The 25884-nt window shown below is 67.8% G+C and carries 25 protein-coding genes and 4 tRNA genes; 19 read left to right on the top strand and 10 right to left on the bottom strand.

The annotated features are described in order from the left end of the window. Position 1: 1 nt before the first annotated feature. The 4 genes from MRBLMI13_RS04570 to MRBLMI13_RS04555 form a co-directional block, all read right to left on the bottom strand. Complete coding sequence (locus MRBLMI13_RS04570; RefSeq protein WP_367820127.1) at positions 2 to 892, bottom strand: siderophore-interacting protein; 891 nt, start codon at positions 890 to 892, stop codon at positions 2 to 4. After that, positions 889 to 1854 carry an ABC transporter substrate-binding protein gene (locus tag MRBLMI13_RS04565; RefSeq protein WP_367820129.1) on the bottom strand — a complete coding sequence of 322 codons (966 nt, stop codon included), beginning with the start codon at positions 1852 to 1854 and terminating at the stop codon, positions 889 to 891. The genes MRBLMI13_RS04570 and MRBLMI13_RS04565 overlap by 4 nt, the downstream gene beginning before the upstream one ends. A gap of 107 nt (positions 1855 to 1961) precedes the next feature. Then, complete coding sequence (locus MRBLMI13_RS04560; RefSeq protein WP_367824962.1) at positions 1962 to 2750, bottom strand: helix-turn-helix domain-containing protein; 789 nt, start codon at positions 2748 to 2750, stop codon at positions 1962 to 1964. A 132-nt stretch (positions 2751 to 2882) separates the two neighbouring features. Beyond that, positions 2883 to 2958: transfer RNA gene (locus tag MRBLMI13_RS04555), tRNA-Val, on the bottom strand. A 152-nt stretch (positions 2959 to 3110) separates the two neighbouring features. On the opposite strand from MRBLMI13_RS04555, the gene MRBLMI13_RS04550 reads away from it, so the two are divergent. The 3 genes from MRBLMI13_RS04550 (at position 3111) to MRBLMI13_RS04540 (ending at position 3402) form a co-directional block, all read left to right on the top strand. Beyond that, a tRNA-Gly gene (locus tag MRBLMI13_RS04550) sits at positions 3111 to 3183 on the top strand. A 53-nt stretch (positions 3184 to 3236) separates the two neighbouring features. Next, positions 3237 to 3307, top strand: a tRNA-Cys gene (locus MRBLMI13_RS04545). Positions 3308 to 3330: 23 nt separating this feature from the next. After that, positions 3331 to 3402 (top strand) — tRNA-Val (locus tag MRBLMI13_RS04540). A 182-nt stretch (positions 3403 to 3584) separates the two neighbouring features. Here MRBLMI13_RS04540 and MRBLMI13_RS04535 read toward each other — a convergent pair. The 3 genes from MRBLMI13_RS04535 to MRBLMI13_RS04525 form a co-directional block, all read right to left on the bottom strand. Then, positions 3585 to 4931, bottom strand: coding sequence for a cryptochrome/photolyase family protein (locus MRBLMI13_RS04535; protein WP_367820131.1), 1347 nt, complete (start codon positions 4929 to 4931; stop codon positions 3585 to 3587). A 56-nt stretch (positions 4932 to 4987) separates the two neighbouring features. Then, positions 4988 to 5407, bottom strand: coding sequence for a DoxX family protein (locus MRBLMI13_RS04530; RefSeq protein WP_052492931.1), 420 nt, complete (start codon positions 5405 to 5407; stop codon positions 4988 to 4990). Positions 5408 to 5470: 63 nt separating this feature from the next. Beyond that, positions 5471 to 6421 carry an alpha/beta hydrolase gene (locus MRBLMI13_RS04525; RefSeq protein WP_367820134.1) on the bottom strand — a complete coding sequence of 317 codons (951 nt, stop codon included), beginning with the start codon at positions 6419 to 6421 and terminating at the stop codon, positions 5471 to 5473. 177 nt (positions 6422 to 6598) lie between these two features. Here MRBLMI13_RS04525 and MRBLMI13_RS04520 point away from each other — a divergent pair, with 177 nt between their 5' ends. The 5 genes from MRBLMI13_RS04520 to MRBLMI13_RS04500 all read left to right on the top strand — a co-directional run bounded on the left by MRBLMI13_RS04520 (position 6599) and on the right by MRBLMI13_RS04500 (position 11437). Further along, complete coding sequence (locus tag MRBLMI13_RS04520; protein WP_367820136.1) at positions 6599 to 7756, top strand: sensor histidine kinase; 1158 nt, start codon at positions 6599 to 6601, stop codon at positions 7754 to 7756. Next, positions 7753 to 8442 carry a response regulator transcription factor gene (locus MRBLMI13_RS04515; protein WP_367820138.1) on the top strand — a complete coding sequence of 230 codons (690 nt, stop codon included), beginning with the start codon at positions 7753 to 7755 and terminating at the stop codon, positions 8440 to 8442. The genes MRBLMI13_RS04520 and MRBLMI13_RS04515 overlap by 4 nt, the downstream gene beginning before the upstream one ends. Before the next feature lie 43 nt (positions 8443 to 8485). Then, the gene (locus tag MRBLMI13_RS04510) at positions 8486 to 8845 is read left to right on the top strand and encodes a YnfA family protein (protein WP_042540263.1); all 360 of its coding nucleotides are present in this window, start codon (positions 8486 to 8488) and stop codon (positions 8843 to 8845) included. Positions 8846 to 8966: 121 nt separating this feature from the next. Beyond that, positions 8967 to 10892 carry a threonine--tRNA ligase gene (gene thrS / locus MRBLMI13_RS04505; protein WP_309694298.1) on the top strand — a complete coding sequence of 642 codons (1926 nt, stop codon included), beginning with the start codon at positions 8967 to 8969 and terminating at the stop codon, positions 10890 to 10892. Beyond that, positions 10889 to 11437 carry an HIT family protein gene (locus MRBLMI13_RS04500; RefSeq protein ID WP_056376973.1) on the top strand — a complete coding sequence of 183 codons (549 nt, stop codon included), beginning with the start codon at positions 10889 to 10891 and terminating at the stop codon, positions 11435 to 11437. Before thrS ends, MRBLMI13_RS04500 begins: the two co-directional genes overlap by 4 nt. Before the next feature lie 6 nt (positions 11438 to 11443). On the opposite strand, the gene pdxY is transcribed toward MRBLMI13_RS04500, so the two are convergent. Both pdxY and MRBLMI13_RS04490 read right to left on the bottom strand, forming a co-directional pair. Continuing rightward, positions 11444 to 12295: a pyridoxal kinase PdxY gene (gene pdxY, locus MRBLMI13_RS04495; RefSeq protein WP_042540269.1), complete on the bottom strand. Its 852-nt coding sequence runs from the start codon at positions 12293 to 12295 to the stop codon at positions 11444 to 11446. Positions 12296 to 12341: 46 nt separating this feature from the next. Then, positions 12342 to 13649: an aminotransferase class I/II-fold pyridoxal phosphate-dependent enzyme gene (locus MRBLMI13_RS04490; RefSeq protein ID WP_367820143.1), complete on the bottom strand. Its 1308-nt coding sequence runs from the start codon at positions 13647 to 13649 to the stop codon at positions 12342 to 12344. A 112-nt stretch (positions 13650 to 13761) separates the two neighbouring features. Between MRBLMI13_RS04490 and pdxS the strand changes: the two genes are divergently transcribed. The 6 genes from pdxS to MRBLMI13_RS04460 all read left to right on the top strand — a co-directional run bounded on the left by pdxS (position 13762) and on the right by MRBLMI13_RS04460 (position 20791). Next, positions 13762 to 14655 (top strand): pyridoxal 5'-phosphate synthase lyase subunit PdxS, encoded by an 894-nt coding sequence (pdxS, locus tag MRBLMI13_RS04485; RefSeq protein WP_367820145.1) that lies wholly within the window; start codon positions 13762 to 13764, stop codon positions 14653 to 14655. Then, positions 14645 to 15247 (top strand): pyridoxal 5'-phosphate synthase glutaminase subunit PdxT, encoded by a 603-nt coding sequence (gene pdxT / locus MRBLMI13_RS04480; RefSeq protein WP_367820147.1) that lies wholly within the window; start codon positions 14645 to 14647, stop codon positions 15245 to 15247. Before pdxS ends, pdxT begins: the two co-directional genes overlap by 11 nt. Positions 15248 to 15321: 74 nt before the next feature. After that, positions 15322 to 16131, top strand: a complete 810-nt coding sequence (locus MRBLMI13_RS04475) for a DUF3375 family protein (protein ID WP_367820149.1) — start codon at positions 15322 to 15324, stop codon at positions 16129 to 16131. Beyond that, positions 16049 to 16783 (top strand): DUF3375 family protein, encoded by a 735-nt coding sequence (locus MRBLMI13_RS04470; protein ID WP_367820151.1) that lies wholly within the window; start codon positions 16049 to 16051, stop codon positions 16781 to 16783. Before MRBLMI13_RS04475 ends, MRBLMI13_RS04470 begins: the two co-directional genes overlap by 83 nt. Further along, entirely contained in the window at positions 16776 to 17435 is a 660-nt protein-coding gene (locus MRBLMI13_RS04465) for a DUF4194 domain-containing protein (protein ID WP_079113980.1), read from the top strand. Before MRBLMI13_RS04470 ends, MRBLMI13_RS04465 begins: the two co-directional genes overlap by 8 nt. Further along, positions 17432 to 20791 (top strand): ATP-binding protein, encoded by a 3360-nt coding sequence (locus tag MRBLMI13_RS04460; RefSeq protein WP_367821329.1) that lies wholly within the window; start codon positions 17432 to 17434, stop codon positions 20789 to 20791. Before MRBLMI13_RS04465 ends, MRBLMI13_RS04460 begins: the two co-directional genes overlap by 4 nt. Positions 20792 to 20819: 28 nt before the next feature. Here the strand turns inward: MRBLMI13_RS04460 and MRBLMI13_RS04455 are convergent, their stop codons facing one another. Then, a complete protein-coding gene (locus MRBLMI13_RS04455) occupies positions 20820 to 22079 on the bottom strand; it encodes a pyridoxal phosphate-dependent decarboxylase family protein (RefSeq protein WP_367824960.1) in 1260 nt (419 codons plus the stop codon). A gap of 277 nt (positions 22080 to 22356) precedes the next feature. Here MRBLMI13_RS04455 and MRBLMI13_RS04450 point away from each other — a divergent pair, with 277 nt between their 5' ends. The 5 genes from MRBLMI13_RS04450 (at position 22357) to MRBLMI13_RS04430 (ending at position 25863) form a co-directional block, all read left to right on the top strand. Then, a complete protein-coding gene (locus MRBLMI13_RS04450) occupies positions 22357 to 23118 on the top strand; it encodes a YebC/PmpR family DNA-binding transcriptional regulator (protein WP_042540590.1) in 762 nt (253 codons plus the stop codon). A gap of 45 nt (positions 23119 to 23163) precedes the next feature. Beyond that, positions 23164 to 23748: a crossover junction endodeoxyribonuclease RuvC gene (gene ruvC / locus MRBLMI13_RS04445; RefSeq protein ID WP_367820155.1), complete on the top strand. Its 585-nt coding sequence runs from the start codon at positions 23164 to 23166 to the stop codon at positions 23746 to 23748. A 9-nt stretch (positions 23749 to 23757) separates the two neighbouring features. Then, the gene (gene ruvA / locus MRBLMI13_RS04440) at positions 23758 to 24363 is read left to right on the top strand and encodes a Holliday junction branch migration protein RuvA (protein WP_042540586.1); all 606 of its coding nucleotides are present in this window, start codon (positions 23758 to 23760) and stop codon (positions 24361 to 24363) included. Next, the gene (gene ruvB, locus MRBLMI13_RS04435) at positions 24356 to 25381 is read left to right on the top strand and encodes a Holliday junction branch migration DNA helicase RuvB (RefSeq protein WP_042540584.1); all 1026 of its coding nucleotides are present in this window, start codon (positions 24356 to 24358) and stop codon (positions 25379 to 25381) included. Before ruvA ends, ruvB begins: the two co-directional genes overlap by 8 nt. Before the next feature lie 80 nt (positions 25382 to 25461). After that, entirely contained in the window at positions 25462 to 25863 is a 402-nt protein-coding gene (locus MRBLMI13_RS04430; protein ID WP_042540582.1) for a preprotein translocase subunit YajC, read from the top strand. The last annotated feature ends 21 nt before the right edge of the window (positions 25864 to 25884 follow it).

Below are 25884 nucleotides of genomic sequence, written 5' to 3'. Positions count from 1 at the left end.
GTCACAGGCCCAGCTTCTCGAGCTCGGCCTCGTACGCTTCCTCGATGTCCTCTGCGGGGCGCGTGTCGTCGTCCCACATCGCCATGAGGCGCGCGTGGGTGCCTTCATCGAGCGATTCATAGCGCTCGCGCCACGCCTCGGCGTTCTCCGTCCAATACCCGATCACCTTGTAGGCAGCTGCCGGCAGCTTGAGTTCGTGGCGCAGATGCTTGCGGACCCCGCGGGTCGCCTTCGTCTCGCCGGCGACCCACACGTAGCCGGGGCCGCTCGGAAGCTCGGACGCCCGGAGGATCTCCTCGATGCGCGTCGGAGCGTGGCCGTTGCCGCCGTGCACCCAGTGCAGCTCGACGCCCTCGGCCGGACTGATGTCGAGCTCATCCTCGGGGGACGACACCTCGAGGACGACCCGGGTTCGGATGCCCGCCGGAGCGTTCTCGGCGAGGCGCGCGGCCGCGGGAAGACCGGTGGCATCGGCGATCAGCAGCTGCCACTCGATCTCGGCCGGCGGATCGTAGAGCCCCTTCGGGGTGTTCACTCCCACGACGTCACCCGGTCGGGCGTTCAGCGCCCACGCGGCCGCGACGCCGCCGTCGTGCACGACGAAGTCGATCGTCAGCTCGGCTGCTTCGGCATCCCATCGCCGCACCGTGTAGGTGCGCATCGGAGCGGGTTCGACTCCGTCGGCGAAGTCCCAGTAGCCGTCCGCCGTCGGGAAGGGCAGGTTCGGCTCGCGCTGTCCTTCAGCAGGGAAGAAGACGCGGAAGTACTCGTCTCCGATCCCGGTCGAGACGAATCCGTCGAGCCCATCGCCGCCGAACACGATGCGGACCATGCCGGGGCTGAGCCGCCGGACACGCTGGACGACGATCCGGTGGATCAGGTTGACGGTCATCCGAGAAGCGCCTTCTCGACCACGGTGAGGAACGCGTCCATGCCGCTGGGGGAGCCGTAGATCATTTCGTAGTTGTATGGGTGATAGGCGCCGCCTTCGACGAACGGCAGGTTCTGCCAGAGCTGGTTCTGCTGCAGCGCTGAGTCGTCCTCGATCCACACGGTCCCGTCTTCGTTCGCCCCCGTGAAGACGACGTCCACGCCGTCCAGCTGACCGACCTGCTCGGGGCTGAGCTTCGCATAGTCATCGCTCGCGGGAAGACCCTCATCGGTGGCGTTCATGAGCTCGTGCATCTCGAGGCCGAGATCGGCGAACACCAGGCAGGGCACGCCATAGCAGGATGTCGTGACATGGCCCTCGAAGTAGCCGACGTCGGCGACGACGGGGTGGATGTCCGCAGCGTCGAGACGGGCTCTGATATCGGCGACGCGCTCTTCGTACTGGTCGACCCAGGCCTGCCACTGCTCTTCGCGTCCGAGGTCGGAGGCAGCCTGACCCACCACATCGCGCCAGTCGCCGCCGTCGAATGCGTTGTACGTGTAGGTGGGCGCGATCTTCTGCAGCTTGACGTCGAGGTCCTCCTCATATCCGAGCCCGTTGAGGATGAAGTCCGGCTCCGCCTCGAGCACGGCCTCGAGGTTGAACTCGGGGAAGTTGCCGAACGTCTCGAGTCCCTCGACCTCCTCCTGCGGGAAGAAGTCAGGGAACGACGTGAAGTCGTCGCGGATCGGCTGGGTATCGGCGAGCTCGAATCCGAGGGTGATGAGGATGTCGAGGTCGGTCGTGTAGAAACCGAGTGCCGACTGAGGCTCGGCGGGGATCTCGATCTCGACGCCTACGGGCGTGGTCAGCTCGACGGTCTCGCCGTCTTGTGCGGCGCCGGCCGCGGTCGAGCCGGCGCAGGAGGTCAACAGGAGTCCGGTCGCGGCGAGCGCGACGAGAGAGAGGGGCGTGGAGCGCATGGATCGTCTTCCAATGTGGATTCGGGAGGCGCCAAGAAGTTAGCTAAGGCTTGGCTTACCAAGTATGGATCGACTCGGTGTCGCCCAGGTGCCAGCCCGTGTCGCGCTCAGGCCGACTTCTTCGCCGCGTCGCCTCTGATCGACGCGAACTCCCCGGGAGTGCGTCCGAGCTCGCGTCGAAAGGCCTGGACGAACGCGCTCGGTGTCGCATAGCCCGATCGTCGGCTGACGTACGCGACGGTGTGGTCGGCAGCGAGCCATTCGATGGCACGCCTCATGCGGGCGCGGGTGCGCCACGTGGAGAAGCTCATGCCGGTCTCGGCAACGAAGAGGCGAGACAGGTTGCGGGCGCTGGCGCCCACGTGGCGGCCCCAGTCCTCGAGCGATCGATCGTCCGAAGGGTCGGAGAGCAGCGCCTCGGCGACGAGTCGCGTCCTCGTGTCGCGGGGGAGAGGGATGTCGATCGTCGACACCTCGACGGGTTCGAGGAGGCTCAGGGCCAGCTCCTCGGCGTGGATGCGCGGCGCGGCGGAGAGGTAGGGGGGTGCTTCGAGCCGATCCAGCACAGCACGCACCACCTCGGGCATCGCGACCGCCGTCGTCCTGGTCGCAATGGGAGGGATGTCGGCGGCGATGAACGTGCACCGGAAGGCTGTTCCCGCGGCGGCGACCACGCGATGGGTGACCCCGGCGGGGATCCACAGGCCGAGCGATCCGGGGACGGCGAAGTACCCGTCATCCGTCTCGGCAGTCAGGCCTCCTCGTGCACCCCAGAGCAGCTCATGCCTGTCTTCGTGAGAGTGCGCACTCCACTCGATGTGGTCCGACAATGCGAACGAATTCGTGTCGATGCGCCAGATGACGGACTCTGTGGGGCTTTGTCCGGTCTGCGACATCGTCTCCCCGTCTGTCATCCCGCGGCGTGGTTAGGAGACCCTAACTTAGCACGCGGGCTTGCTCGGTCTGTGTCGGGCGGCGACAGGCTACGGGTGCGAAAAAACCCCGCGACACTTGAGTGTGCGGGGTTGTGGTGGGCGATACCGGACTCGAACCGATGACCTCTTCCGTGTGAAGGAAGCGCGCTACCAACTGCGCCAATCGCCCATACCTGTGGGGTACGTCAACCGATACTACCCGACGGTCGGAGGCGAAGTTGACCATGCTGGGAGACACGCGCGAGATTCGGTTTCAGTTTTGACAGTCGCCGATCATCGGCTAATGTTTCATAAGTGCCCGGGACAACAACCGGGAACAACGCGGATGTAGCGCAGTTGGTAGCGCACAACCTTGCCAAGGTTGGGGTCGCGAGTTCGAGTCTCGTCATCCGCTCAAGTGCAGGGGCCTTCTTCGGAAGGCCTTCCGCACGTGGGGTCAATCCACACGGTGGCGTGGCCGAGCGGCTAGGCACCGGCCTGCAAAGCCGTTTACACGGGTTCGAATCCCGTCGCCACCTCAGTAACTGAATAGCCCGAACGGGCGCGATTGGCGCAGCGGTAGCGCGCTTCCCTGACACGGAAGAGGTCACTGGTTCGATCCCAGTATCGCGCACAGAGAAACCCCCGGTTTTCCGGGGGTTTTTTGTTTGTCGGGGTGATCTTTCGCCGAATGAGCCGACGAAGAGATCGTTCACTCGGCGGTGATGAGCGTCGGAGCAGGGTCCTCCAGCCCGCTTCGTAGCTCGACCCGCGTCCACGCGACGGGAGCGGGACAACTGCCCGCTCACACTGCGATCAGGTCGGCTGTGACGACCGCTTGACCACGTCGTAGGCAGCGAGCGCAGCCTTGCGTGTCGCAGCGAGATCGACGATCGGCTCCGACGGAGCATCCGATGCCCATTGCGAGATGTAGAGACCGTTCGGGTCGAACTTCTTCGCCTGCAGTTCGGGGTTGAAGACACGGAAGTACGGTGCGGCGTCAGCGCCGGACCCTGCCACCCACTGCCAGTTGAACGGGTTGCTCGCGCCGTCAGCATCGACCAGCGTGTCCCAGAACCACTCCTCGCCGCGACGCCAGTCGATCAGCAGGTTCTTCACGAGGAACGATGCCGTGACCATGCGCACCCGATTGTGCATGAAGCCGGTGTGCCAGAGTTCCCGCATGCCCGCATCCACCAGCGGGATGCCGGTGTCGCCATGCTGCCACGCCTCGAGCTGCGCCGGATCGAGCGGCGGCCACGGGAACGCGTCGTACTGACGGCGCAGATTGACGGTCGCCAGATCGGGGGAGTGGAACGTCGTGTGCCAGGCGAACTCGCGCCAGCCGAGCTCCGAGAGAAAACCTGCGGCGCCGTTGGCGTCGACCGCCTCCTGCCAGACGGTGAACGGGCTGAGCTCGCCCCAGCGGAGACGAGGCGAAAGCAGAGAGGTGGCACCGGCCGACGGCTCGTCACGGGCGCGGTCATATGACCCGATGTCCTCGTGCAGAAAGGAGCGCAGCCGGGCGCGCGCGGCGGGCTCGCCGGGCTCCCAGGTCTCGCGCAGTCCGCCGGCCCAGTCAGGGCGGGTGGGCAGCAGGTTCCAGTCGTCGAGGTCGTCTGAGGCCGGCGCGCTGGCGACTCCGTCGAGGCTTCGCGGTGCGGGGAGCGGCGCTCGGGGCGTGGGAAGCGCGAGGCAGGCGCGCCAGAAAGGGGTGAACACCGAGAAGTGGGTGCCGCTGCCGGTCTTCACCGTCCACGGCTCGTGCAGCAGCGATGCCTGGAAGGACGTCACCTCGAGTCCGTCGTCGCGCAATGACGTCTTCAGGGTCGTGTCGATGTCACGTTCGGCACCGCCGTAGCGCCGGTTCCAGAACACGGCTGTGGCTCCGGTGTCGGTGACCGTCTCGCGCACGACGCGCTCGGCCGGACCACGCCGGAGGATGAGCGATGCGCCGAGGTCCTGCACCCGTTCGCTCAGCGACGCGAGGGAATGGTGCAGCCACCAGCGAGCAGCACCGCCCAGCGGTCGTATGCCGGGGGACTCCTCGTCGAGGACGTACAGCATGACCAGGGGTTCGCCGCGATCGATCGCCGCCCTCAGTGCCGGATTGTCGGCGAGCCGAAGGTCGTCGCGGAGCCAGACGAGTGAGGGAGAGGCCATGGCACCATTCTCACCCGAGCGTCCGAACTGGTGGGCGGGGTTGCGCGCCCGGGACCTCAGCGGCTACGGCGCGCCGGTCGCCTGCGTGCGGGAGCGGGCTCGGCGGTCGACCACACAGCCCACAGCACCAGGAGCGGCTGGAGGAAGAGGCGTCCGAAACGACGAGCCTCGGTGTCGAGACCTGGCGTCGACCGTCGGGTTCGCCACTGGTGCACGTTCCCGGGGAAGACGGCGACGAAGAACGCTGCAGTCGCGAAGCCCATGCGGCGTCTCTCCTTCGGGAGGGCGAGCAGCCCGACGGCGAGAGCGACCTCAGCGGCTCCCGAGGCGATCACGATCGCGTCCTTGTCGAGGCGCGTGGCCTTCGTGGCCCAGTCCGGCACGACGACCCGGAAGCCCCGGGTGCTCACGAAATGGACGATGCCTATCGCCCCGAGTGCGAGTGCGAGGATCCAACGCGCCAGTGCTCTGATCATCTGCTCACGCTACCCCGACGGCTCCGGACGGCATGCGGTTCGTCTGAGCGCCGCCACGCCCGGTCATCCGGAACCGAGCATTCGGGCGCCCTCCCATTCGCGAAACCCGTCGGCGATCTCGGGTGCGTGCGTGTGATGCAGATAGTGCTCGCCGTCGACGGGGATGACGGTTCCGTCGTCCACGGCCGCGGCCTGGCGCTCGTGCAGGTCGAGCCAGTTCGGAGTGACCGCGTTGTCGGCGACCACGAACAGCAGGAGCGGGAGTCGGTCGGGAAAGCCGGTGCCCGCGGCATCCGCGAAGTTGGTCCTGATGTGCGTCATCTCATCGAGATAGGTGGGGGAGAGCGAGTTCCGATTGCTGAGGAGCGCCATCTGTTCGCGCGCGTCGTCGTCGTAGTCGAGGCCGCCCAGGTCATCGCCCGTCAGGCTCGTGATGATTCGGACCAGGCCCAGACTCTTCGCCGCGCCCAACAGCCCGACGGGGAACTCCGTGTCCATGTTCGGCTGCCCCGGCACGCTCGTGTCGATGCCGACGAAGGCCGTCACCTCATCCGGGTATCGCTCGGCGTACTCGATCGCATAGATCCCGGCGATCGAGTGCCCCATGAGCACGTACTCGTCGACCTGCAGCACCCGGAGTGCCTCGTGGATCTCGCCGACGATGTTCTCGGTCGTCCGCTCGGTGTCGGTGCCGTCGCTCAGACCATAGCCGAACGGTTCGACGACGATCACCCGGTGATCTTCCGCCAGATCGGACACCAGCGGCGCGAAGTCGAGCACAGGCGAGGCCGTGCCGAAGCCAGGGAGAAGCACGATGTCGGTCGCGCCCTCTCCTGCGACGAGGACGTTCATCTCGCGGCCGTCCACCACCACCGTCTGACCGTAGGGTTCGACACGGTCGCGCTCGGTGGCTGTGGCTACCGCATTCACGATCGTCGTGGTCGTGAGACCGACCGCGAGAACGCCGCCGATCGCGGTCAGGACGACGAGGGTTCTCTTGATGGATCTGCGCACGGTGGCCTTCCCGGCGCACGCGGAGATCGGGAGGAGCGCGCGCCTGCTCTCCAGCCTGACGAACGCGGGACGCCCGCGCGTCAGCCCTCGACGGACATCCGCATACCGCGTTCGCGGTATGCGGATGTCATCCGGCGGGAGGATCCGGGCGTCGCGGAGACACGAAATACTGGATGCATGCCGACGACCCGTGAACCCCGTGTCGGGATTCGACTGAACGATGTCGTCGTCGTCGCACTGATCGTGATCTTCGCGCTGCTGCCGTTCCCCGACGACACCTTCCGCGCGCGAGGACTCCTCTTTGTGCCGGCGGTCGTCGCCGCTGCGGTCATGCCCTTCCGTCGTCGTTGGCCGCTCGTGGTGCTGGCGATCAGTCTGCTGTGCGCCGTCGCGTCTGCCGCCGCAGGCACCATCTCACCGAGCGCGCTCCTCGCCGCAGCGATCGGCTGCTACTCCGCCATGGATCGACGCGGACGCGGCATCGGACTGATCGCGGTCGCAGTCTCGGCCGTGGTGGTCTTCCTCTCGAACGGCTGGGCCCTTGCGGGGGATCTTCTCGACTCGACCGCGCTGCAGTTCGTCCTGCTCGTCGTCCTCGGCGGTGCACTCGGAGACGCGGCCAGATCTCGGCGGGAATTCGCCGCCGCGATGATCGAGCGCGCGGAGCGCGCCGAGCGGAACCGCGATGACGAGGCGCGCAGACGCGTCGCTGAGGAGCGGGTGCGCATCGCCCGAGACCTCCACGATGTCGTCGCGCATCAGATCGCGGTGATCAGCCTGAACGCCGGTGTCGCCTCGTCGGCGCTCGACAGCAGGCCGGAGCGCGCCAGGGAGGCTCTCACCACGGTGCGCAGTGCATCTCGCACTGTGCTCAGCGACATCGGCGGCCTCATGTCGCTGCTTCGCTCCGATGTTCTCGACGACCCCGAAGACCGCCGGCCGCAGAGCGGGCTGGCCCAGCTGGACACCCTGACAGACGGTTTTCGACGAGGTGGGCTCCGAGTCGATCTGCGGCGCCAGGACGACGGGTTCGTGCTCTCGCCCGCGAGTGACCACGCGGCGTATCTCGTGCTGCAGGAGGCACTCACGAACGCCCACAAGCACGGCCTCGGAGGCACAGCCACCGTGGCGCTGCGCATCGAGAGCGCGGCCCTGCACCTGACGATCGTGAACCCGACCAGAGACGTCGCACCTGCGTCGCTGGCCCCCGGTAACGGACTCCGTGGCATCCAGGAGCGGCTCGCAGCGGTGCGTGGAGCGGCACACTTCGGCAGCGATCGAGGTGTCTTCTCGCTGGAGGCGTGGATCCCGGTCGAGGGCGTCGATACGCCATGACCGTCTCGGTGCTCGTGGTCGACGACCAGCCTCTCGTGCGACATGCCGTGCGGGACATCCTCATCGACGGTGGCCTCGTGGTCGCGGGGGAGGCATCGAACGGACACGACGCCGTGCGTCTGGCGAAGACGGCCGCACCGGACGTCGTGCTGATGGACATCAGGATGCCGGAGCTCGACGGAATCGCCGCCACCGCGCTCATCTGCGCTCAGAACGACTCAGCCGTCCAGAACGACTCGGCGGCTCAGCCGCGAGTGCTGATCCTGACGACGTTCGAAGAGGACGAGAACGTCGTCGCCGCACTTCGCGCGGGGGCGAGCGGCTTCATCGGCAAAGGCGCGGAACCCGACGAGATCGTCCGGGCTGTGCGCACCGTCCACGACGGGGAAGCCCTGCTGTCGTCGATGGCCACGCGTGCACTGATCGAGCGCTCCATCCGACGCGGCGGATCAGACACCGCCGCACGATGGACCACCGCCCTCGCTCTCCTGACTCCGCGCGAGCGCGAGGTGCTCGTGCTCGTCGCCGAAGGCCTCGCGAATGACGACATCGCCGCGGGGCTCACGATCTCGCCGCACACCGCGAAGACCCACGTGAACCGGATCATGTCGAAGGCGGGAGCACGCGACAGGGCGCAGCTCGTCATCCTCGCCTACGAGACCGGGCTCGTCGTGGCCGGCGCCTGATCCGCATCGTCCGGCGTGACAAGCCCTGCGCCACACTGGGATCATGACCGTCCTGCGCATCAGCATCCTGTTCGTGCTCGCCGCCGTCGCCGAGATCGGGGGCGCCTGGCTGATCTGGCAGGCTGTGAAGGAGAACAGAGGCTGGGTGTTCGCGGTTCTCGGGGTCATGGCCCTCGGCGCATACGGGTTCATCGCGGCGCTCCAGCCCGACGCGAACTTCGGGCGTGTGCTGGCGTCGTACGGCGGCGTGTTCATCGCCGGATCCCTGGCGTGGGGGATCATCGTCGACGGCTTCAAGCCGACGCTCTGGGACTGGGTCGGATCCGCGATCGCGCTGGTCGGCGCGGCGATCATCATCCTCGCGCCGACGGCGGCGGACACCTCGTCGGAGACGGGACTGTAGCGGTCAATCGGCCCCGGGCATGCGAGTAGCCTAGATCCAGACCCAGATGGAGTGTGCAGTGCCTGAAAATGCTCAGCCGAAAGACGGCTTCGCCCTGTTCTCTGACCGTTCAGTCGTCGCGATGCGCGTCAACGGAACCCTCAAGGACCTCGCCGCGACAGTGACGGATGCCGACGAGGTCGAGCCGGTCACGATCGACAGCCCTGACGGACTCAACATCCTCCGACACTCGGCGGCGCATGTTCTCGCGCAGGCGGTGCAGCGGATCAACCCGCAGGCCAACCTCGGCATCGGTCCGCCCATCACCGACGGCTTCTACTACGACTTCGGCGTCGAGACGCCGTTCACGCCCGAGGACATCAAGGCGATCACGAAAGAGATGCAGCGCATCGTGCGTGAGGGCCAGCGTTTCGTGCGCCGTGTCGTCACCGACGACGAGGCGCGAGCCGAGCTCGCCGACGAGCCCTTCAAGCTGGAGCTCATCGGTCTCAAGGGCGGCAAGGAGGCGGCAGAGGGCGCGTCCGTCGAAGTCGGCGAGGGCGAACTCACGATCTACGACAACACGACCCGCGACGGCGAGGTCGTCTGGAAGGACCTGTGCCGCGGGCCGCACCTGCCCAACACCCGCATGATCGGGAACGGCTGGGACCTCACCCGCATCGCCGCCGCCTACTGGCGCGGCAGTGAGAAGAACCCGCAGCTGCAGCGCATCTACGGCACGGCGTGGCCGTCGAAGGACGAGCTGCGCGAGTACCAGCACCGTCTCGAGGAGGCCGCGAAGCGCGACCACCGTCGACTGGGCAAGGAGCTCGACCTGTTCTCGTTCCCCGAGGAGATCGGCTCGGGCCTCTCGGTCTGGCACCCTCGCGGTGGCATCGTCCGCGGCGAGATGGAGCAGCACGCGCGCAGGCGGCACATCGAGGGCGGCTACACGTACGTGTACACCCCGCACATCTCGAAGGAAGACCTCTTCCTCACCTCGAACCACCTCGTCACGTACAAGGAGGGGATGTACCCGCCGATCGTGATGGACGAGGAGCGCGACGATGAGGGCAACATCACCAAGCAGGGCCAGGACTACTACCTGAAGCCCATGAACTGCCCGATGCACATCCTCATCTACAAGGAGCGGGCACGCAGCTACCGCGATCTGCCGCTGCGCTTCGCCGAGAACGGCACCGTGTACCGCAACGAGCTGTCCGGTGCACTGCACGGCCTCACTCGCGTGCGCGGCTTCACCCAGGACGATTCGCACCTCTTCGTGACGCCGGACCAGCTCGAGGGCGAGGTCTCCAAGGTCCTCGAGTTCATCCTGTCGATGCTCCGCGACTTCGGCCTGACCGACTTCGAGCTCGAGCTGTCGATGAAGGACGACGAGAAGTCCAAGTGGATCGGTTCGGACGAGTTCTGGGAGTCGTCGACCGATGCTCTGCGTCGCGTCGCTGTGGCATCCGGTCTGAAGCTCACCGAGGTTCCGGGCGAGGCCGCCTTCTACGGCCCCAAGATCGACCTCAAGACCCGCGATGCGATCGGCCGCACCTGGCAGCTGTCGACCGTGCAGGTCGACCCCAACCTGCCCGAGCGCTTCGAGCTCGAGTACATGGACAAGGACGGCCAGAAGAAGCGGCCGATCATGATCCACCGTGCGCTGTTCGGGTCGATCGAGCGGTTCTTCGCGATCCTTCTCGAGCACTACGCCGGTGACTTCCCGGTGTGGCTGTCGCCGGTGCAGGTCGTCGGCATCCCCGTCGCAGACGAGTTCGCCGACTACCTCGGCGAGGTCGTCGACACCCTCCGGACGCAGGGAGTGCGGGCTGAGCTCGACACCTCCGACGACCGGATGCAGAAGAAGATCCGCACGCACACGACCGGCAAGGTTCCGCTGCTGCTGATCGCGGGGGAGAAGGACCGCGAGGCGGGCACCGTCTCGTTCCGCTATCGCGACGGCACGCAGGAGAACGGTGTGCCGATCGCCGACGCCGTCTCTCGCATCCGTGCCGCGATCGACGCGCACGCTCTCGTGCAGACAGCAGGGGACCTGGCGTGACGACGCCCTCCGAGCCGTGGGAGGACGCCGGCGAATTCGCCGGCGTCCCCGACGAGTTCCAGCGGCTGTGGACCCCGCACCGGATGGCGTACATCCAGGCGGGCCCGGAGCCGCTGCGCGAGGAGTGCCCGTTCTGCGAGGCTCCGAAGTTCCCGGATGCCGAGCGGCTCATCGTGGCACGGGGCGAGACGGCCTACGTGCTGCTCAACCTGTTCCCCTACAACTCGGGGCACCTTCTGGTCTGCCCGTATCGCCACATCGCGACCTACGACCAGGCGACGCCCGAAGAGGTCGCCGAGATCGGTGCGCTGACCCAGATGGGCATGCGCGTACTCCGAGAGGTGTCTCGCTGCGACGGCTTCAACCTCGGGATGAACCAGGGCGCCGTCGCGGGCGCCGGCGTCGACGGACACCTGCACCAGCACATCGTGCCGCGGTGGACGTCGGACGCCAACTTCTTCCCGATCATCGCGAAGACCAAGGCGCTGCCACAGCTGCTCGGCGAGGTACGCGAGGCCGTGGCAGACGCCTGGCCGAAGGCCTAGTGCGGGTCAGCGCACCTGTCGCGCGGTGAACTGCATGCGCGGGTTCGCGTAGAACTCCTGCGCCTCGACGAGCTGCAGTTCGCGCGCACCGGACTCGAGGGTCGCCGCGAGCAGGTCGAACACGCTGGATGCCGTGCGCTCGAGCGCCGTCTTGGCGTCGCCCGTCGCGACGTAGTGCGCCGTGAACAGGGCCGCGGTCACGTCACCCGAGCCGTTGGCCTTCATCGGCAGGCGTGGCGTCTGCACGATCCAGGCGCCGGTCGGGTCGGCGACGAGCATCTCGATGGTGCCCTCTTCGCGGTCGGGGCGCTCGACGCTCGTGACGAGCACCGTGCGCGGTCCCATCGCCATCGCCAGGTCGACCGACGTCAGAGTGGACTCCAGCGTGTCGGGCTCGGTGTCAGTGAGGAAGCCGAGCTCGAACTGGTTCGGCGTGATGATGTCGGCAGCCGGCACGACCTTCTCGCGCAGGAGGATCGGGATGGCCGGTGCGACGAAGCATCCGGACTTCGCGTTGCCCATGACCGGGTCGCACGCGTACACGGCGTCGGGGTTGGCGGCCTTGACCCGCGCGACGGCGTCGATGATCACGTCTCCGATGCCCTCGCCGCCCTGATACCCGCTGAGCACCGCATCGATCTCGCCGAAGACGCCGCGTTCCTCGATGCCTGTGATGACCTCACGCACGTCGTTCGGATCGATCAGCGGGCCGCGCCAGGCGCCGTAGCCGGTGTGGTTCGAGAAGTTCACCGTGTAGACCGGGAGCACCTCGACGCCGATCCGCTGCAGAGGGAAGACGGCGGCGGAGTTTCCGACATGGCCGTACGCGACGGCGGACTGGATGGAGAGGATCTTCATTCTCCGATCCTTTCAGTGAGGGCGGGAAGGGTCCCGCGGCGGGTGTTCATCGCACGGCTGCGACGAGGTCGGCGACGAGCGTCTCCGCGTCGTCTTCTGACAGGTCATGAACGGTGAGGCGCAGGTGGTGTGAGGGCTCGGCCCGCTCGTCGAGGGCGAAGTCGTCTCCCGTGCGCGCCAGCCAGCCACGTCGCATCAGTCGCTCGGCGACGACCCTCGCCGGTTTCGGCAGCCGCACCCACAGGCTCAGTCCGTCGGTGGCGGGGGAGTCGAGTCCCTGTTCCCGCAGACGATCTGCGAAGGCCGCGTTCCTCGCGGCGTAATGCTCTCGGGCCTCGGCGATGCGTGAGACGACAGCATCATCGGTGAGCTGGGTCAGAGTGAGACGCTGCAGCAGGTGGCTGACCCACGTGGTTCCCGGGCTGAGCCGCATGGCGAGGCGTTCGGCCGTCGTCGCGTCCGTCGCGGCGATCGCGAGGCACATGTCGGGTCCGAGGAATTTCGAGACCGAGCGCACGAGGGCGAACCGGCGGTGGTCGGGTCCGATGAGGGACTCGTACGGCCGATGGGACAGCATCGAGAAATGGTCGTCTTCGATGATCAGCACATACGGGTGGTCAGCGAGCACGGCGCGCAACTCGGCGGCCCGGGCGGCAGTGAGGCTCGCACCGGTCGGGTTCTGTGCACGAGGAGTGCAGATCACTGCGCGGACGCCGGCATCCAGCGCCTCACGCAGCCCCTGGACCGTCATGCCCTGGTCATCGACGGGCACGGGGATCGCACGGTACCCCCCGAGGCGCACCGTGTGGATGCTGGCGAGGAAGCAGGGGTCCTCGAGCGCGACGGCGTCGTCGCGCATCAGCGCTTGAGCGAGAAGGCGCTCCACGGCATCGACAGCCCCGCTGGTCACGGTGATGCCGAAGTCGAGGTGGCCGATGTCGCCGGCGATCCACTCGCGCGCCCATTCGTCGAGACCGCGGTCGATGACGGGTTCTCCGTAGAGCACGGGTCGCCCGGCGACCGTGGCGAGCGCCTGCGACGGATCGGGGATCAGCCGGGGATCGGGGTTGCCGGTGCCGACGTCGCGCAGCACCGTGTCGGACGCGTATCCCTCCTGGGCGACGGCCTCGAGACCCGTGATGACCGTGCCGGCGCGACCGCGCGAGATGACGATCCCCGCCTGGGCGAGCTGTCGGTAGGCGGCGACGGCGGTGTTGCGGTTGACGCCGAGAGTCGCCGCCAGCTCGCGGACAGGCGGAAGAGGGCTGCCTGCACGCAGGACTCCGCGGTCGCGCAGCCCGCGCACGCTGTCGGCGATGTCCGCTGCGGTGGTTCCCGTGATCTGGTCGCTCATGTGTCCTCACCTCCGATTCTAGGTCGTTCCGGACAGTGCTACTGTTTGGCCTAGATCAAACGAGACATCGTTCGACGCCCATGCACATCGTGCTTCCCCGACAGGAGCTCTCATGACCGAACAGACCACCACCGGATCCTCGCGCGTCAAGCGCGGTCTCGCCGAGATGCTCAAGGGCGGGGTGATCATGGACGTCGTCACCGCAGATCAGGCGAAGATCGCCGAGGACGCCGGCGCCGTCGCCGTGATGGCCCTCGAACGGGTTCCCGCCGACATCCGCGCCCAGGGCGGAGTGTCGCGGATGAGCGACCCCGACATGATCGACAGCATCATCGCCTCGGTCTCGATCCCCGTGATGGCCAAGGCCCGCATCGGTCACTTCGTCGAGGCGCAGGTGCTGCAGGAGCTCGGCGTCGACTACATCGACGAGTCCGAGGTGCTGTCGCCTGCCGACTACGTGAACCACATCGACAAGCACGGCTTCGACGTGCCGTTCGTCTGCGGTGCCACGAACCTCGGTGAGGCACTCCGCCGGATCAACGAGGGTGCGGCCATGATCCGTTCCAAGGGCGAGGCCGGCACCGGCGATGTCTCCGAGGCGATGAAGCACATCCGCAGGATCCGCGGCGAGATCGCCGCGCTCACCGCGCTGCCCAAGGACGAGCTGTTCGTCGCCGCCAAGGAGCTGCAGGCGCCGTACGAGCTCGTCGCCGAGATCGCCGAGACGGGCAAGCTCCCCGTCGTGCTCTTCGTCGCCGGCGGCGTGGCCACGCCTGCGGATGCCGCCATGATGATGCAGCTGGGCGCCGACGGTGTGTTCGTCGGCTCCGGGATCTTCAAGTCGGGCAACCCCGTCGAGCGCGCGAAGGCGATCGTCAAGGCGACCACGTTCTTCGATGACGCGAAGGTCATCGCGGAGGTCTCGCGCGGCCTCGGCGAGGCGATGGTCGGCATCAACGTCTCCGACCTCCCCGCACCGCACCGCCTGGCCGAGCGTGGCTGGTAGACCCACAGTCGGCGTGCTGGCCCTGCAGGGCGACGTGCGTGAGCACGCCGCCCTGCTGGCCGGGCTCGGTGCCGACGTCGTCCTCGTGCGGCGCCCCGAAGAGCTCGCCGCGGTGAGCGGCCTCGTGATCCCCGGTGGCGAGTCCAGCGTGATCGACAAGCTCTCGCGCACCTTCGGGATGCAGGAGCCGATCCATGCCGCGATCAGCGCCGGGCTTCCCGCGTATGGAACGTGTGCGGGGCTGATCCTCCTCGCAGACGAGGTCCTCGACGGCATCGACGGGCAGCAGTCGTTCGGCGGTATGGACATCGCCGTCCGCCGCAATGCCTTCGGGCGTCAGACGGAGTCGTTCGAGATGTCGCTCGATGTTCCGGTGCTCGGCGAGCCCCCTGTGCACGCGACCTTCATCCGCGCTCCGATCGTGGAGCGGGTCGGTCCTGATGTGGAAGTGCTCGCCACGCTGCCCGACGGCGGGATCGTCGCGGTGCAGCATGGGTCGCTGCTCGGCACCAGTTTTCATCCCGAGGTCGACGGTGAGACGCGCTTCCACGAGATGTTCCTCGAGCGGGTCCGAGATCGCAGCGGTCGATGACATCGATCCATGGCGACCCGCCATGCACCAGAGCATGACAGGCCGTGGTCCCAGGTCGGACTAGTCTCTTTCGAGTGACTGGATCCAGGGCTGAGACCGCGTACGCGCGTGCCATCACCGCATTCAGCACACCGACACTCGATCTTCTCCACGGCCGATTCGCTCCGTTCGTCGTCGCGTCGCTCACCCTTCTGTTCAACGCCGACCGGGCATCGGTCGCGGTGGCGGATGCGCATGCCGAGCTGGCCGAGGTGCTGGATGAGCTCCGCGCGGCGGGCTACGACGAGGACGACAGAAGACTGCCGTCCGGCAGCGGACGCGACGTATGCCGCAACTGGGTGCGCCTCGGCTGGCTGATCCAGCAGATCGACGACGACATCGAGGTCTATCGCCTGTCGGCGCACGCCGTCGCCGCGCTCGAGATATCCGGCCGCACCGGCGGCGGGCGAACGCGAGTGTCGAACTCCCGTGTGCGCACCCTGCTCGATGCCGTGGAGCATCTCTCGGTGAGCGCCGAGGTCGACCCGGTTCGTCGCCTCTCCCGGCTGCAGGCGGAGCGCGACGTCATCGATGCGGAGATCGCTCGCATCCAGGACTCCGGACGCGCGGAGCCTGCGGATGACGAGGAACTCCTCGAGGAGGCGGAGAACGTCCTTCATCTGGCGCGCGAGCTCCCCGCCGACTTCACGAGGGTCGCCGAGTCGCTCAGAGCGATGCAGCGCGACGTCGTCGCCCACCTCCGGAGGGACGAGCGGCCGACGAGCGAGGTGCTGCGCGAGTATCTCCAGCGCCCAGGACGTGATGCAGTCGACCCCGGAGGGGCGTGCCTTCGCAGGTGCCCTGCGTCTGATCGGCGACCCCGAGCGCATCGACGCCCTCACTGAGCAGCTCCGCGGACTCCTCGACCAGCCGTTCGCGCGCATGCTCGACGGTACGCAGCGTGCCGAGCTCGATGCGATCGCGCGACGCGTGGAGCTGGGGGTGGAGGAGGTGCTGGCCGCACAGCGCCGCGCCTCACATGTCATCACCGGGCAGGTGAAGACCCACGACCCGTTGCGTGACCGTCAGATCGACGACCTCCTCCGCGACGTCATCGCAGGACTCCACGGGTGGTCGGGTCCGGCCGCGGTGGTCGATCCTGTGCGCAGCATGCCGCTCGCCGACCTCGGGCATCTCCGTCAGACGACCAGCGACATCCGCCCGCCGCGAGCTCCGGCCCCGCTCACGGATGCCGACGACGTCGACTTCCTCGATCACGACACGCGTGCCTGGGGTGGTCCGAGGTATGCCGAGCTCGAGGAGTACGTCGCCGGTCTCGGGGCGCAGTTCGATCTCGCCGAGGCGTTCCGGGCGGTGCCCGACGCGACTCGACGCCCGGTCGACCTCCTCGGCCTGCTCGAGATCGCCCACCGCAACGGCCTCGCTGACGGCGACGGGATCTCGACGGTGGAAGCGCTGAGGCCTGACGGGACGACTCGCCGTTTCGCCTTCGGCGCCGTGATCGCCCGCAGCACGAAAGAGGATGCAGATGAGTGACGACGACCTCACCACGGCGGTCGCCGACGAGGGGTTCATAGCCCCCACGGCGATGGAGGACGACCTCGAGGCGCACTTCCCGGGTGACCGCGGCACGCTCGACCCCGAGATCAGACGTGTGCTCGTGCACCTTCTGCAGCGCCGCTTCATCTCGATGGAGCGCAACCGGCGCGAGTGGACGCTGCTGATCGAGCACCAGCACGTCATCGAGTCGCGGCTCAACGACATCTACCTGCGGCTGATCATCGATCACGCACGCGGATTCGCCTACAAGCAGCAGCTGCGCTCCGATGAGGTCGAGATGCCGGTCCTGCTGAAGGATTCGCCGTACTCGCGGGCCGAGACGCTGGTGCTGGTGCACCTGCGAACCGTCTACCAGCGCGAGTCGGCGTCCGGCGAGGGATCCGTGCGGATCGACATCGAAGACGTCGAGCAGACCGTCCTCAGCTACTTCGCCGACACCGACGGCGGAACCGCGAAGCAGCAGAGGGCGATCCGCAGCGCACTGGACCGGCTGGACCGAGAGGGCATCGTGCAGGAGGAGACCAGCGGGCGGTATCGGATCACCGCGCTCGTCGAGGTGGTGCTCAGCGCCGAGACGCTCAAGGAGCTGCGGGAGTGGCTGCGAGCCCAGGCGGTGGTGGCGCGATGACGATGATGGACACGCTCTTCGGGATGATCCCCGCGAGCTCCCGCGGCCAGCAGTGGGTGGCCGAGGAGCTGCAGCTCATCAACTGGGGCGGATACGACGGGGGGCCGCACCGGGTGCGGTTCTCGCCGGATGCGACCCTGCTGTGCGGTGGGTCGGGGTCTGGAAAATCCACGCTCATGGACGGCTACATCGCCCTGATGATGCCGCACACGACGCCGTTCAACGGCGCCTCGAACGGCGGTGTCACGGGGCGTCCGCGGGGCGATGAGCAGCGCAACATCCTGTCGTACGGGCGCGGCAAGATCGACGAGTCCCGAACGGACGAGGGCACGAAGCTCCGGGTGCTGCGCGGTGACGGCGAGGACACCTGGAGCGCCGTCTCGATGACCTGGTTGGATCACGACGGCTCGCGCTTCACGGCGGTCCGCGCGTGGTACATCCCTGCGGACGCGCGAACGCTCGAAGACACCACGAGAGTGCGAGCCACGGTCGACGGCGCATTCGACCTCGCGCAGCTGGAACGCGCCGCGACTCACCGCCTCACCGACACGTCGGTGCGAGCCGTCGGACTCGACCCCGTCGCGACCGACCGCGAGTTCTCGGCCCGGCTGCACGCCGTGCTCGGCATCGGCGCGGCCGGCTCCGGGGCGAAGGCGATCAGTCTTCTCGCCCGCATCCAGGCGGGGCAGCAGATCACCACGGTGGACGATCTGTACAAGAAGCTCGTGCTCGAGGAACCCGAGACGATGGCGACCGCGGACGCGGTGGTCGCTCACTTCGACGAGCTGGAGAGCACACGCACGCGGATGCTGGTCGCCAAGCAGCAGGTGGCGGCTCTCGAGCCGATCCGCGGGATATCCCGGCGCATCGAGGAGGCATCGGAGCGGATGCGGGTCGTGGACGAGGTCGGGGTCTTCTCCGAGTCGACCTCGCTCGCGGCTCTCTGGAGCGCAGAGCGTCGTCTCGACCTGCTGCGCGAAGTGGAGGCGGATCTCCGCGACAGAACCCACGCCCTCCAGCTGGCCGTGCGCGAGAAGAACGCCCTCATCGCCGCCGCGGACAGCGAGCGCGAGGGTCTTCTGGACGTCCTGCGGCAATCCGGAGGCGATCGCCTCGAGACCGCCCAGCGCGAACTGCGCGGCGTCGAGCGCCGTCTCGAAGATGTCCGGCGTGAGCGGTCCCGATTCGACGCCGTCGCCGGCGAGCTCGGCATCGAGGTGCACGACGCGGCCGCGTTCGAGAGCCTGCTGACCCGTATCGGACGGGAGCTCCCGCAGGCAGGGATCCGAGGCGCACGCGCGGCATTCGCCGACGCCGAGTCCGCTCGCAGAGCCGTGGAGACCGAACTCGCGCAGGTGCGTGCCGAGCGGGACCGCTCCCGAGACCTGCGGGGTAGCATCCCCGCACATCTGCATGAATCGAGAGTCCTGCTCGCTCAGGCCGCCGGGCTCGCCCCGACGGATCTGCCGTTCGTCGGCGAGCTGATCGAAGTGCGCACCGAGTTCGAGCCCTGGCGGGAAGCATTCAACCTGGCGCTCGGCGGGTTCGCACGGACACTGCTCATCGACGTCTCGAACCTCGGACGATTCCGCGCGGCCATCGACTCGGTGCGCACCACGGAGCGGATCAGCTACGAGGGAGTGCACACCGGTCTCGCCGAGTCGCGGCCGGCCGACCCGAGAACGCTTCCGGGTCGACTCGAGCATCGGTCGACACCTTTCACCGGGTGGCTCCAGCAGCGACTCCGCGAGCGGTTCGAGTACGTCTGCGTCGATTCCTCGGCCGAGCTCGCCGAGCATCCTCGCGCGTTGACGATCACGGGACAGGTGTCGCAGGGCGACCGGGGGTCCCACGGCGGGCATGGCCGCACGAACCTGCTCGGATTCTCGAACGCACGCCGTCTGCGTGAACTCGACGAGCAGGTCACCGAGCTCGAGATCCGACGAGATGCCGCGTCCTCGGCGGCTGCCGAAGCGGAGGCGGACCTGGACCGGATCGAGGCCACGGCGAAGGCGCACGCGAAGATCGAGGATCTCACCTGGGAGCAGATCGACGTCGAGGCCGTCGCGGCGGAGCGTGCGCGCTGGCTCGCGGTCGAGGCGGAGGTCACCGTCGAGAACCCGAAGATCGCCGAGTTGCGTTCCCAGGCTGAGGAACTCAGGAAGCGGGCGGGTCGTCTGCGTGACGAGAGCGCCCGTCTCGGGGGCGACCTGACGCTCGCTCAGGACCGTTGGGTCGAAGTGACGGACCAGGTCGACGCCTCTCAGCGGATCGTCGATGCGGCGGAGGCGGCGGAGATCGCGCTCGAGGAGCGGCACCGTTCCTTCCTCGACGCGCGCTTCCTCGGTGCGGAGGCTTCCGTCAGCGTCACGGCGTCAGAGCGACTCGCCCATCTCGACTCCGCGTTGCGCACCGCCGCGACCAGGCTGCTCGAGGACCGCACGTCGGCGGCCACGGCGCACGCCGAGCAGCGCGAGCAGATGCGACGCCTGATGACCGGGTTCCTCGAGCGCTGGGACACCCTCACGATCCTGCCCGACCCCGACGAGTCGGTCGCGGAGTTCGAGGGGATCCTCGATGCGCTGGAGACCAACGGCCTGCACGAGCTGGAGTCCGAGTGGCGGGACAGCCTTCTCAAGCTCTCCGGAAACGATCTGACGAGTCTGGACTCGACGCTCGGGCGCGCGCTGCGTGAGATCAAGAATCGCATCGACCCGATCAACCGGATCATGGAGGAGCTGCCGTTCTACGACGACGAGCACCGCCTCCAGATCACGCCGCGCGAGAATCAGTCGGAAGCGCGCAGACGATTCCGCAAGGAGCTGCGCGAGGTGCGCGGCCTCATCGACACGGCGGGGACGGACGCCGATCGTGAGAGCGTCTACCGGAGGATGAGTCGTCTCATCGCTCGGATGCGGCGGACGGCACCGGACTTCGCCGAGCTCATCGACGTGCGCAACCACGTGCGGGTGAGTGCGGAGCGGATCCATGCCACGACCCGGGAGCACGTCGCGCTCTACGACCACATCGGTGAGAAGTCAGGTGGAGAGTCGCAGGAGCTCGTCGCGTTCATCGTGGGCGCCGCGCTGCGATACCAACTCGGCGACGCGGGAGCCGAGCGTCCCCGGTACGCGCCGGTGTTCATGGACGAGGCCCTGATCAAGGCGGATGCGCACTTCACGAAACGTGCGATCGGCGCGTGGCGGGGTCTCGGCTTCCAGCTCGTGATCGGAGCGCCGAACGACAAGTACAGCGCGATCGAACCGCACGTCGACGTGGAGTACGACATCCTGAAGGACACCCGCGGTCGCTCCTGGGCTCGTCCGAAGGTAGGCCTGCCGGCCGGGGGCGAGTGATCGGGGCGAGTGATCGAGGCGAGTCGGATCAGCCCGCCACGAGTGTTCGGATCGCGCCGACTGTGCGATCGATGTCGTCTCGGGTCGTCGCCCAGGACGACATCGAGCATCGCAGCGCCGCGCGACCGCGCCACGCGGCGCCTGTCAGGGCAGCTGTGCCCTCGGCGAGCACGGCCTCGCCGAGGGCTCGCGTCGCCTCGTCGGAGTCGAGTCGGAACATCACCTGGGTGTAGTCGACGTCGTTGAGGATGCGGATGCCGTCGACCGAGGCGAGTCCGGATGCCATCGCGATGGCGTTCTCATGCAGTGCGTCGATGAGACGCGCGATTCCCTGGCGCCCGAGGCTGCGCATCGCCGCCCAGGCGGGCACGCCTCTGGCCCGCCTGGAGAGCTCCGGAGTGACATCCCAGGGATCGAGGCTCGTGAAGACGAGATAGTCACCGCCGGTGCGGAACGCGGCGATCGAGTCTGCAGGATCGCGGACGATCGCCATTCCGCAGTCGTACGGAGCATTGAGGGTCTTGTGCGCATCCGTCGCCCAGGAATCAGCCAGACCCATCCCCTCGGTCAGGCGGCGAAGCGAGGGCGACGCCGCGGCCCACAGCCCGAACGCGCCGTCGACATGCACCCACGCACCGTGCTCGTGCGCGATCGGGATGAGCGCGGCGAAGTCGTCGAACGCGCCGGTGTGCACCTCGCCCGCCTGAAGGCAGACGATGAGCGGCCCCGTGGCCTGATCGAGGCCGTGCTCCAGGGCCTCGGGTCTCATGCGCCCCTGGTCATCCGATTCGATCACGACCAGCTCGTCGGTTCCTATCCCGAGGAACCGAGCCGCCCGATCGATCGAGCCATGGCGATCGGCGCCGACGACGAATCTCACGGCGGGTGCGAGCCGAAGCCCCCTCTCGGAGAGATTCCAGCCGCTTCGTGCGAGAACGGCGTTGCGCGCTGTCGCCAAGCACGTGAAGTTCGCCATCTGGCCGCCCGTGACGAAACCGACGCTCGCGCTCTCAGGCAGTCCGAACAGGTCGAGCATCCACTGTCCGGCGATGCGCTCCATCGCGACCGTCGTCGGGGTGAGGGTCGCCGACCCCGAGTTCTGGTCCCAGGTCGACACCAGCCAGTCTGCGGCGAGAGCGGCGGGGTGGGTGCCGCCGATCACGAACCCGAAGAAGCGGCCTCCCGGAATCGCGACGAGGCCCGGATCACCCCGTCGTGCCATCTCCTCGATCACGCTCGCGGCATCCGTGCCCTCCTCGGGCAACGGACCACCGAACGCCGACATCATCTCGTCAAGGGTCGCCCTCGGCCACACGGGTCTCTCGTCGAGCGACCCGAGAAAGTCGATTGCTGCGCGGTGTGCGGCTTCGAGGCCGCGGGTTCTGTCATCGACGGCTCTTTCGTCCATGAGTCAGGACTACACCTGCGCTTCCCGTGATGCCAGAGGGTGTGGACCGCCCTCCCTGCGAAACGGGTGGGACGTCCGCCACAGCTCACGGGCGTGGTTCGATAGAATGGACGACGCCCTGGGCAGTGCCCACGGCGGATACGACGAGCGGAGAATAATGTCCGGGCATTCCAAGTGGGCCACCACGAAGCACAAGAAGGCCATCATCGACTCCAGGCGCGCGAAGTCCTGGGCCAAGCTCATCAAGAACATCGAGGTCGCCGCAAAGCTGGGCGGAGCTGACCTGCAGGGCAACCCGACCCTTTTCGACGCCGTGCAGAAGGCGAAGAAGACCTCGGTCCCGAAGGACAACATCGACCGCGCGGTGAAGCGCGGAGCGGGCATCGGTGGCGAGGCTGTCGAATACACCTCGATCATGTACGAGGGCTACGGCCCCAACGGCGTCGCCATGATGATCGAGTGTCTGACCGACAACAAGAACCGCGCGGCGGCCGAGGTGCGCACCGCGCTCAGCCGCAACGGCGGAACGCTCGCGGACCCCGGCAGCGTCGCCTACAACTTCAGCCGCAAGGGCGTCATCGTGGTCGGATCCGAGGGGACCACCGAAGATGACGTGATGATGGCCGCTCTCGAGGCCGGCGCCGAAGAGATCGAGCCGCACGCCGAAGGCTTCGAGATCATCACCGAGGCCACCGATCTCGTCACCGTGCGCAGCGCCCTTCAGGAGGCGGGAATCGACTACGAGTCCGCCGACGTCGAGTTCGTTCCGAACCTCAAGGTGGAGATCGACGCAGACACCGCCCGTAAGATCTTCCGCCTCATCGACGCGCTCGAAGACAGCGAGGACGTGCAGAACGTCTTCACGAACTTCGACCTCACGCCCGAGGTGCAGGCCGAGCTCGAGAACGACGACGCGTAGGCGCGGCGTCGCCCCGGGATCCGGGGCGACGCATAGCCTGGGGGAGTGACCTCCTCCTCGCTTCGCGTGCTCGGCATCGACCCCGGTCTCACCCGGTGCGGTGTCGGTGTGGTCGACGTTGATCGGGCTCGTCGGGGCACACTCGTGCACGTCGGGGTCATCCGCTCCGAGCCCGATCTGCCGATCGGTGAGAGGCTCGCGCTGGTCGCGGCCGGCATCCGCGAGGTGATCGAGACCCATCGGCCCGACGCCGTCGCCGTCGAGCGGGTCTTCGCACAGCAGAACACCCACACAGTGATGGGCACGGCGCAGGCGAGCGGCGTGGCGCTGCTGCTCGCGGCCGAGGCCGGTCTTCCCGCAGCGATGCACACTCCGAGCGAGGTGAAGGCGGCGGTGACCGGCTATGGTTCGGCCGACAAGCGCCAGGTGCAGGCGATGATCGCGCGCATCCTCCGCCTGGATGCTCCTCCGCAACCGCCGGATGCCGCCGACGCGCTGGCGATCGCCCTCTGCCACGCATGGCGACGCGGCGCCGCCGGCGCACCAGGGCAGGAGTCGCTGACACCGGCGCAGAAGGCGTGGGCTGATGCGGAGCGTGTCGCTCGAACATATCTACGATCCGGTGCGTAGGCTGGTCGGATGATCTCCTCGCTGCACGGCGCTGTTCTCCACTCGACCGCCGATCAGGTCATCATCGACGTCGGTGGCGTCGGATTCTCGGTCGCCGTTCCCGCCGATGTCGCGCACACCGCGACGGTCGGCGAGAAGCTGCTGCTGCACACGAGCCTGATCGTCCGCGAGGACTCCCTGTCTCTGTTCGGATTCGCCGATCGCAGCGAGCTGGAGATCTTCGGACTGCTCATCAGCGTCACGGGCGTCGGACCGAAGTCGGCGCTCGGGGTGCTCTCGCACCTCACCGTCGACCAGATCGCCGAGGCCGTGACCGGCGAGGACGACGCGCCGTTCCGGCGTGTCTCCGGTATCGGACCGAAGACGGCCAAACTCATCGTCCTCCAGCTCGCAGGCAAGGTGCACCCCGTCGGCGCCGGGTCGAAGCCGGTGAAGACCGGCCCAGTCGATGTCGTCGATCAGGTCACCGCCGCGCTGGTCGGCCTCGGGTGGTCCGAGAAGGTCGCCGCCGAGGCCGCCGCGCAGACGGCCGCCGAGGCGTCCGAGGCAGAGCGCGCGTCTGTCGCGCCGCTCCTGCGCCGCACTCTGGCTCTCCTGGGGCCGGCGCGTGTCTGACGTCCGCGACGCCGCCGAGCCGGCGGACGACACCGAGCTCGCCATCGAGGGCGCTCTGCGCCCCACGAGCCTGGGCGAGTTCGTCGGTCAGCAGAAGGTGCGCGGGCAGCTCCAGCTCCTGCTCGATGCGGCGCGGATCCAGAACCGTCCGCCCGATCACATCCTGCTCGCGGGTCCTCCCGGACTCGGCAAGACCACGCTGGCGATGATCGTCGCGCATGAGAGCGAGCGCCCGCTGCGACTCTCGAGCGGACCGGCGATCCAGCACGCCGGCGACCTCGCCGCCCTGCTCTCGAGTCTCGTGCCCGGCGAGGTGCTGTTCATCGACGAGATCCATCGAATGGCACGCTCTGCAGAGGAGATGCTGTACCTCGCGATGGAGGACTTCCGCATCGACATCATGGTCGGCAAAGGCGCGGGAGCGACCAGCATCCCGCTCGACCTCGCCCCGTTCACGCTCGTCGGCGCCACCACTCGCTCGGGTCTGCTCCCGAACCCGCTGCGCGACCGCTTCGGATTCACCGGCCACCTCGAGTTCTACGACGAACCGGAACTCGAGCGCGTCATCGATCGCTCCGCTCTCATGCTGCGCGTCGATCTGCCGCGGGATTCGCTCTCTGAGATCGCCCGCCGTTCGCGGGGTACACCGCGAATCGCGAACCGCCTGCTCCGACGGGTGCGCGACTATGCGCTCGTCCACGGCGGCGGGGAGGCCTCGCTGCACGGGGTCCGGGCCGCGCTCGAGCTCTACGACGTCGACCCGATCGGCCTGGACCGTCTCGACCGCGCCGTGCTCGAGGCTCTCGTGCGTCGCTTCCGCGGCGGGCCGGTCGGCCTCAGCACGCTCGCGGTGGCTGTCGGCGAGGAGGCGGAGACCGTCGAGAGCGTGGTCGAGCCGTACCTCGTGCGCATCGGATTCCTCGGCCGGACACCGCGTGGTCGAGTGGCCATGCCGGAGGCCTACGCCCACCTGGGGATCGCGCACCCCGATGGGGCGCTTCGACTTGATGACCTATAATCACTGAAGACTTCCCCCGATAGAACTGCGCGCCCGTCTGTGGCGCGCGCACCTGAGAAAGGCCCTTCGCCACCATGCCCATGGAAATCCTCCTCTTCGGCCTTCTCGCCGTGCTCGTCGTGTTCATGTTCGTCAACGGACGCAAGCGCCAGAAGCAGATGAAGGCGGAGCAGGAGGAGAAGGCCACCAAGACGGTTCCCGGTGTCAAGGTGCTTCTGCAGGGCGGTCTCTACGGCACGATCGTGGCGTACGACCACGATGACCTCGACTCGCCCGCGCTCGTCGAGATCGCGCCCGGCACGGTCATCGAGGTGCACAGCCAGGCGATCCTCCGCATCGTCGAGCCCAAGGACGCCGTCGTCGAGGATGCTGACGACTCGGTCGTCGTCGTCGATGAGGCGCCCATCGTCGATGACGCTCCTGCGATCGAGACCACCGAAGAGACCCGTCGTCGTCTCGAGCGCGACGCCGACGACAAGTAGTCTTCGCGCTGCACGACTTCG

This window comes from Microbacterium sp. LMI13-1-1.1, from assembly GCF_040815625.1.
In the GTDB taxonomy this organism is placed as follows: Bacteria; Actinomycetota; Actinomycetes; order Actinomycetales; family Microbacteriaceae; genus Microbacterium; species Microbacterium forte.
The sequence above is the reverse complement of the archived record's forward strand: the minus strand, read 5'-3'. Positions and strand labels throughout refer to the sequence as shown.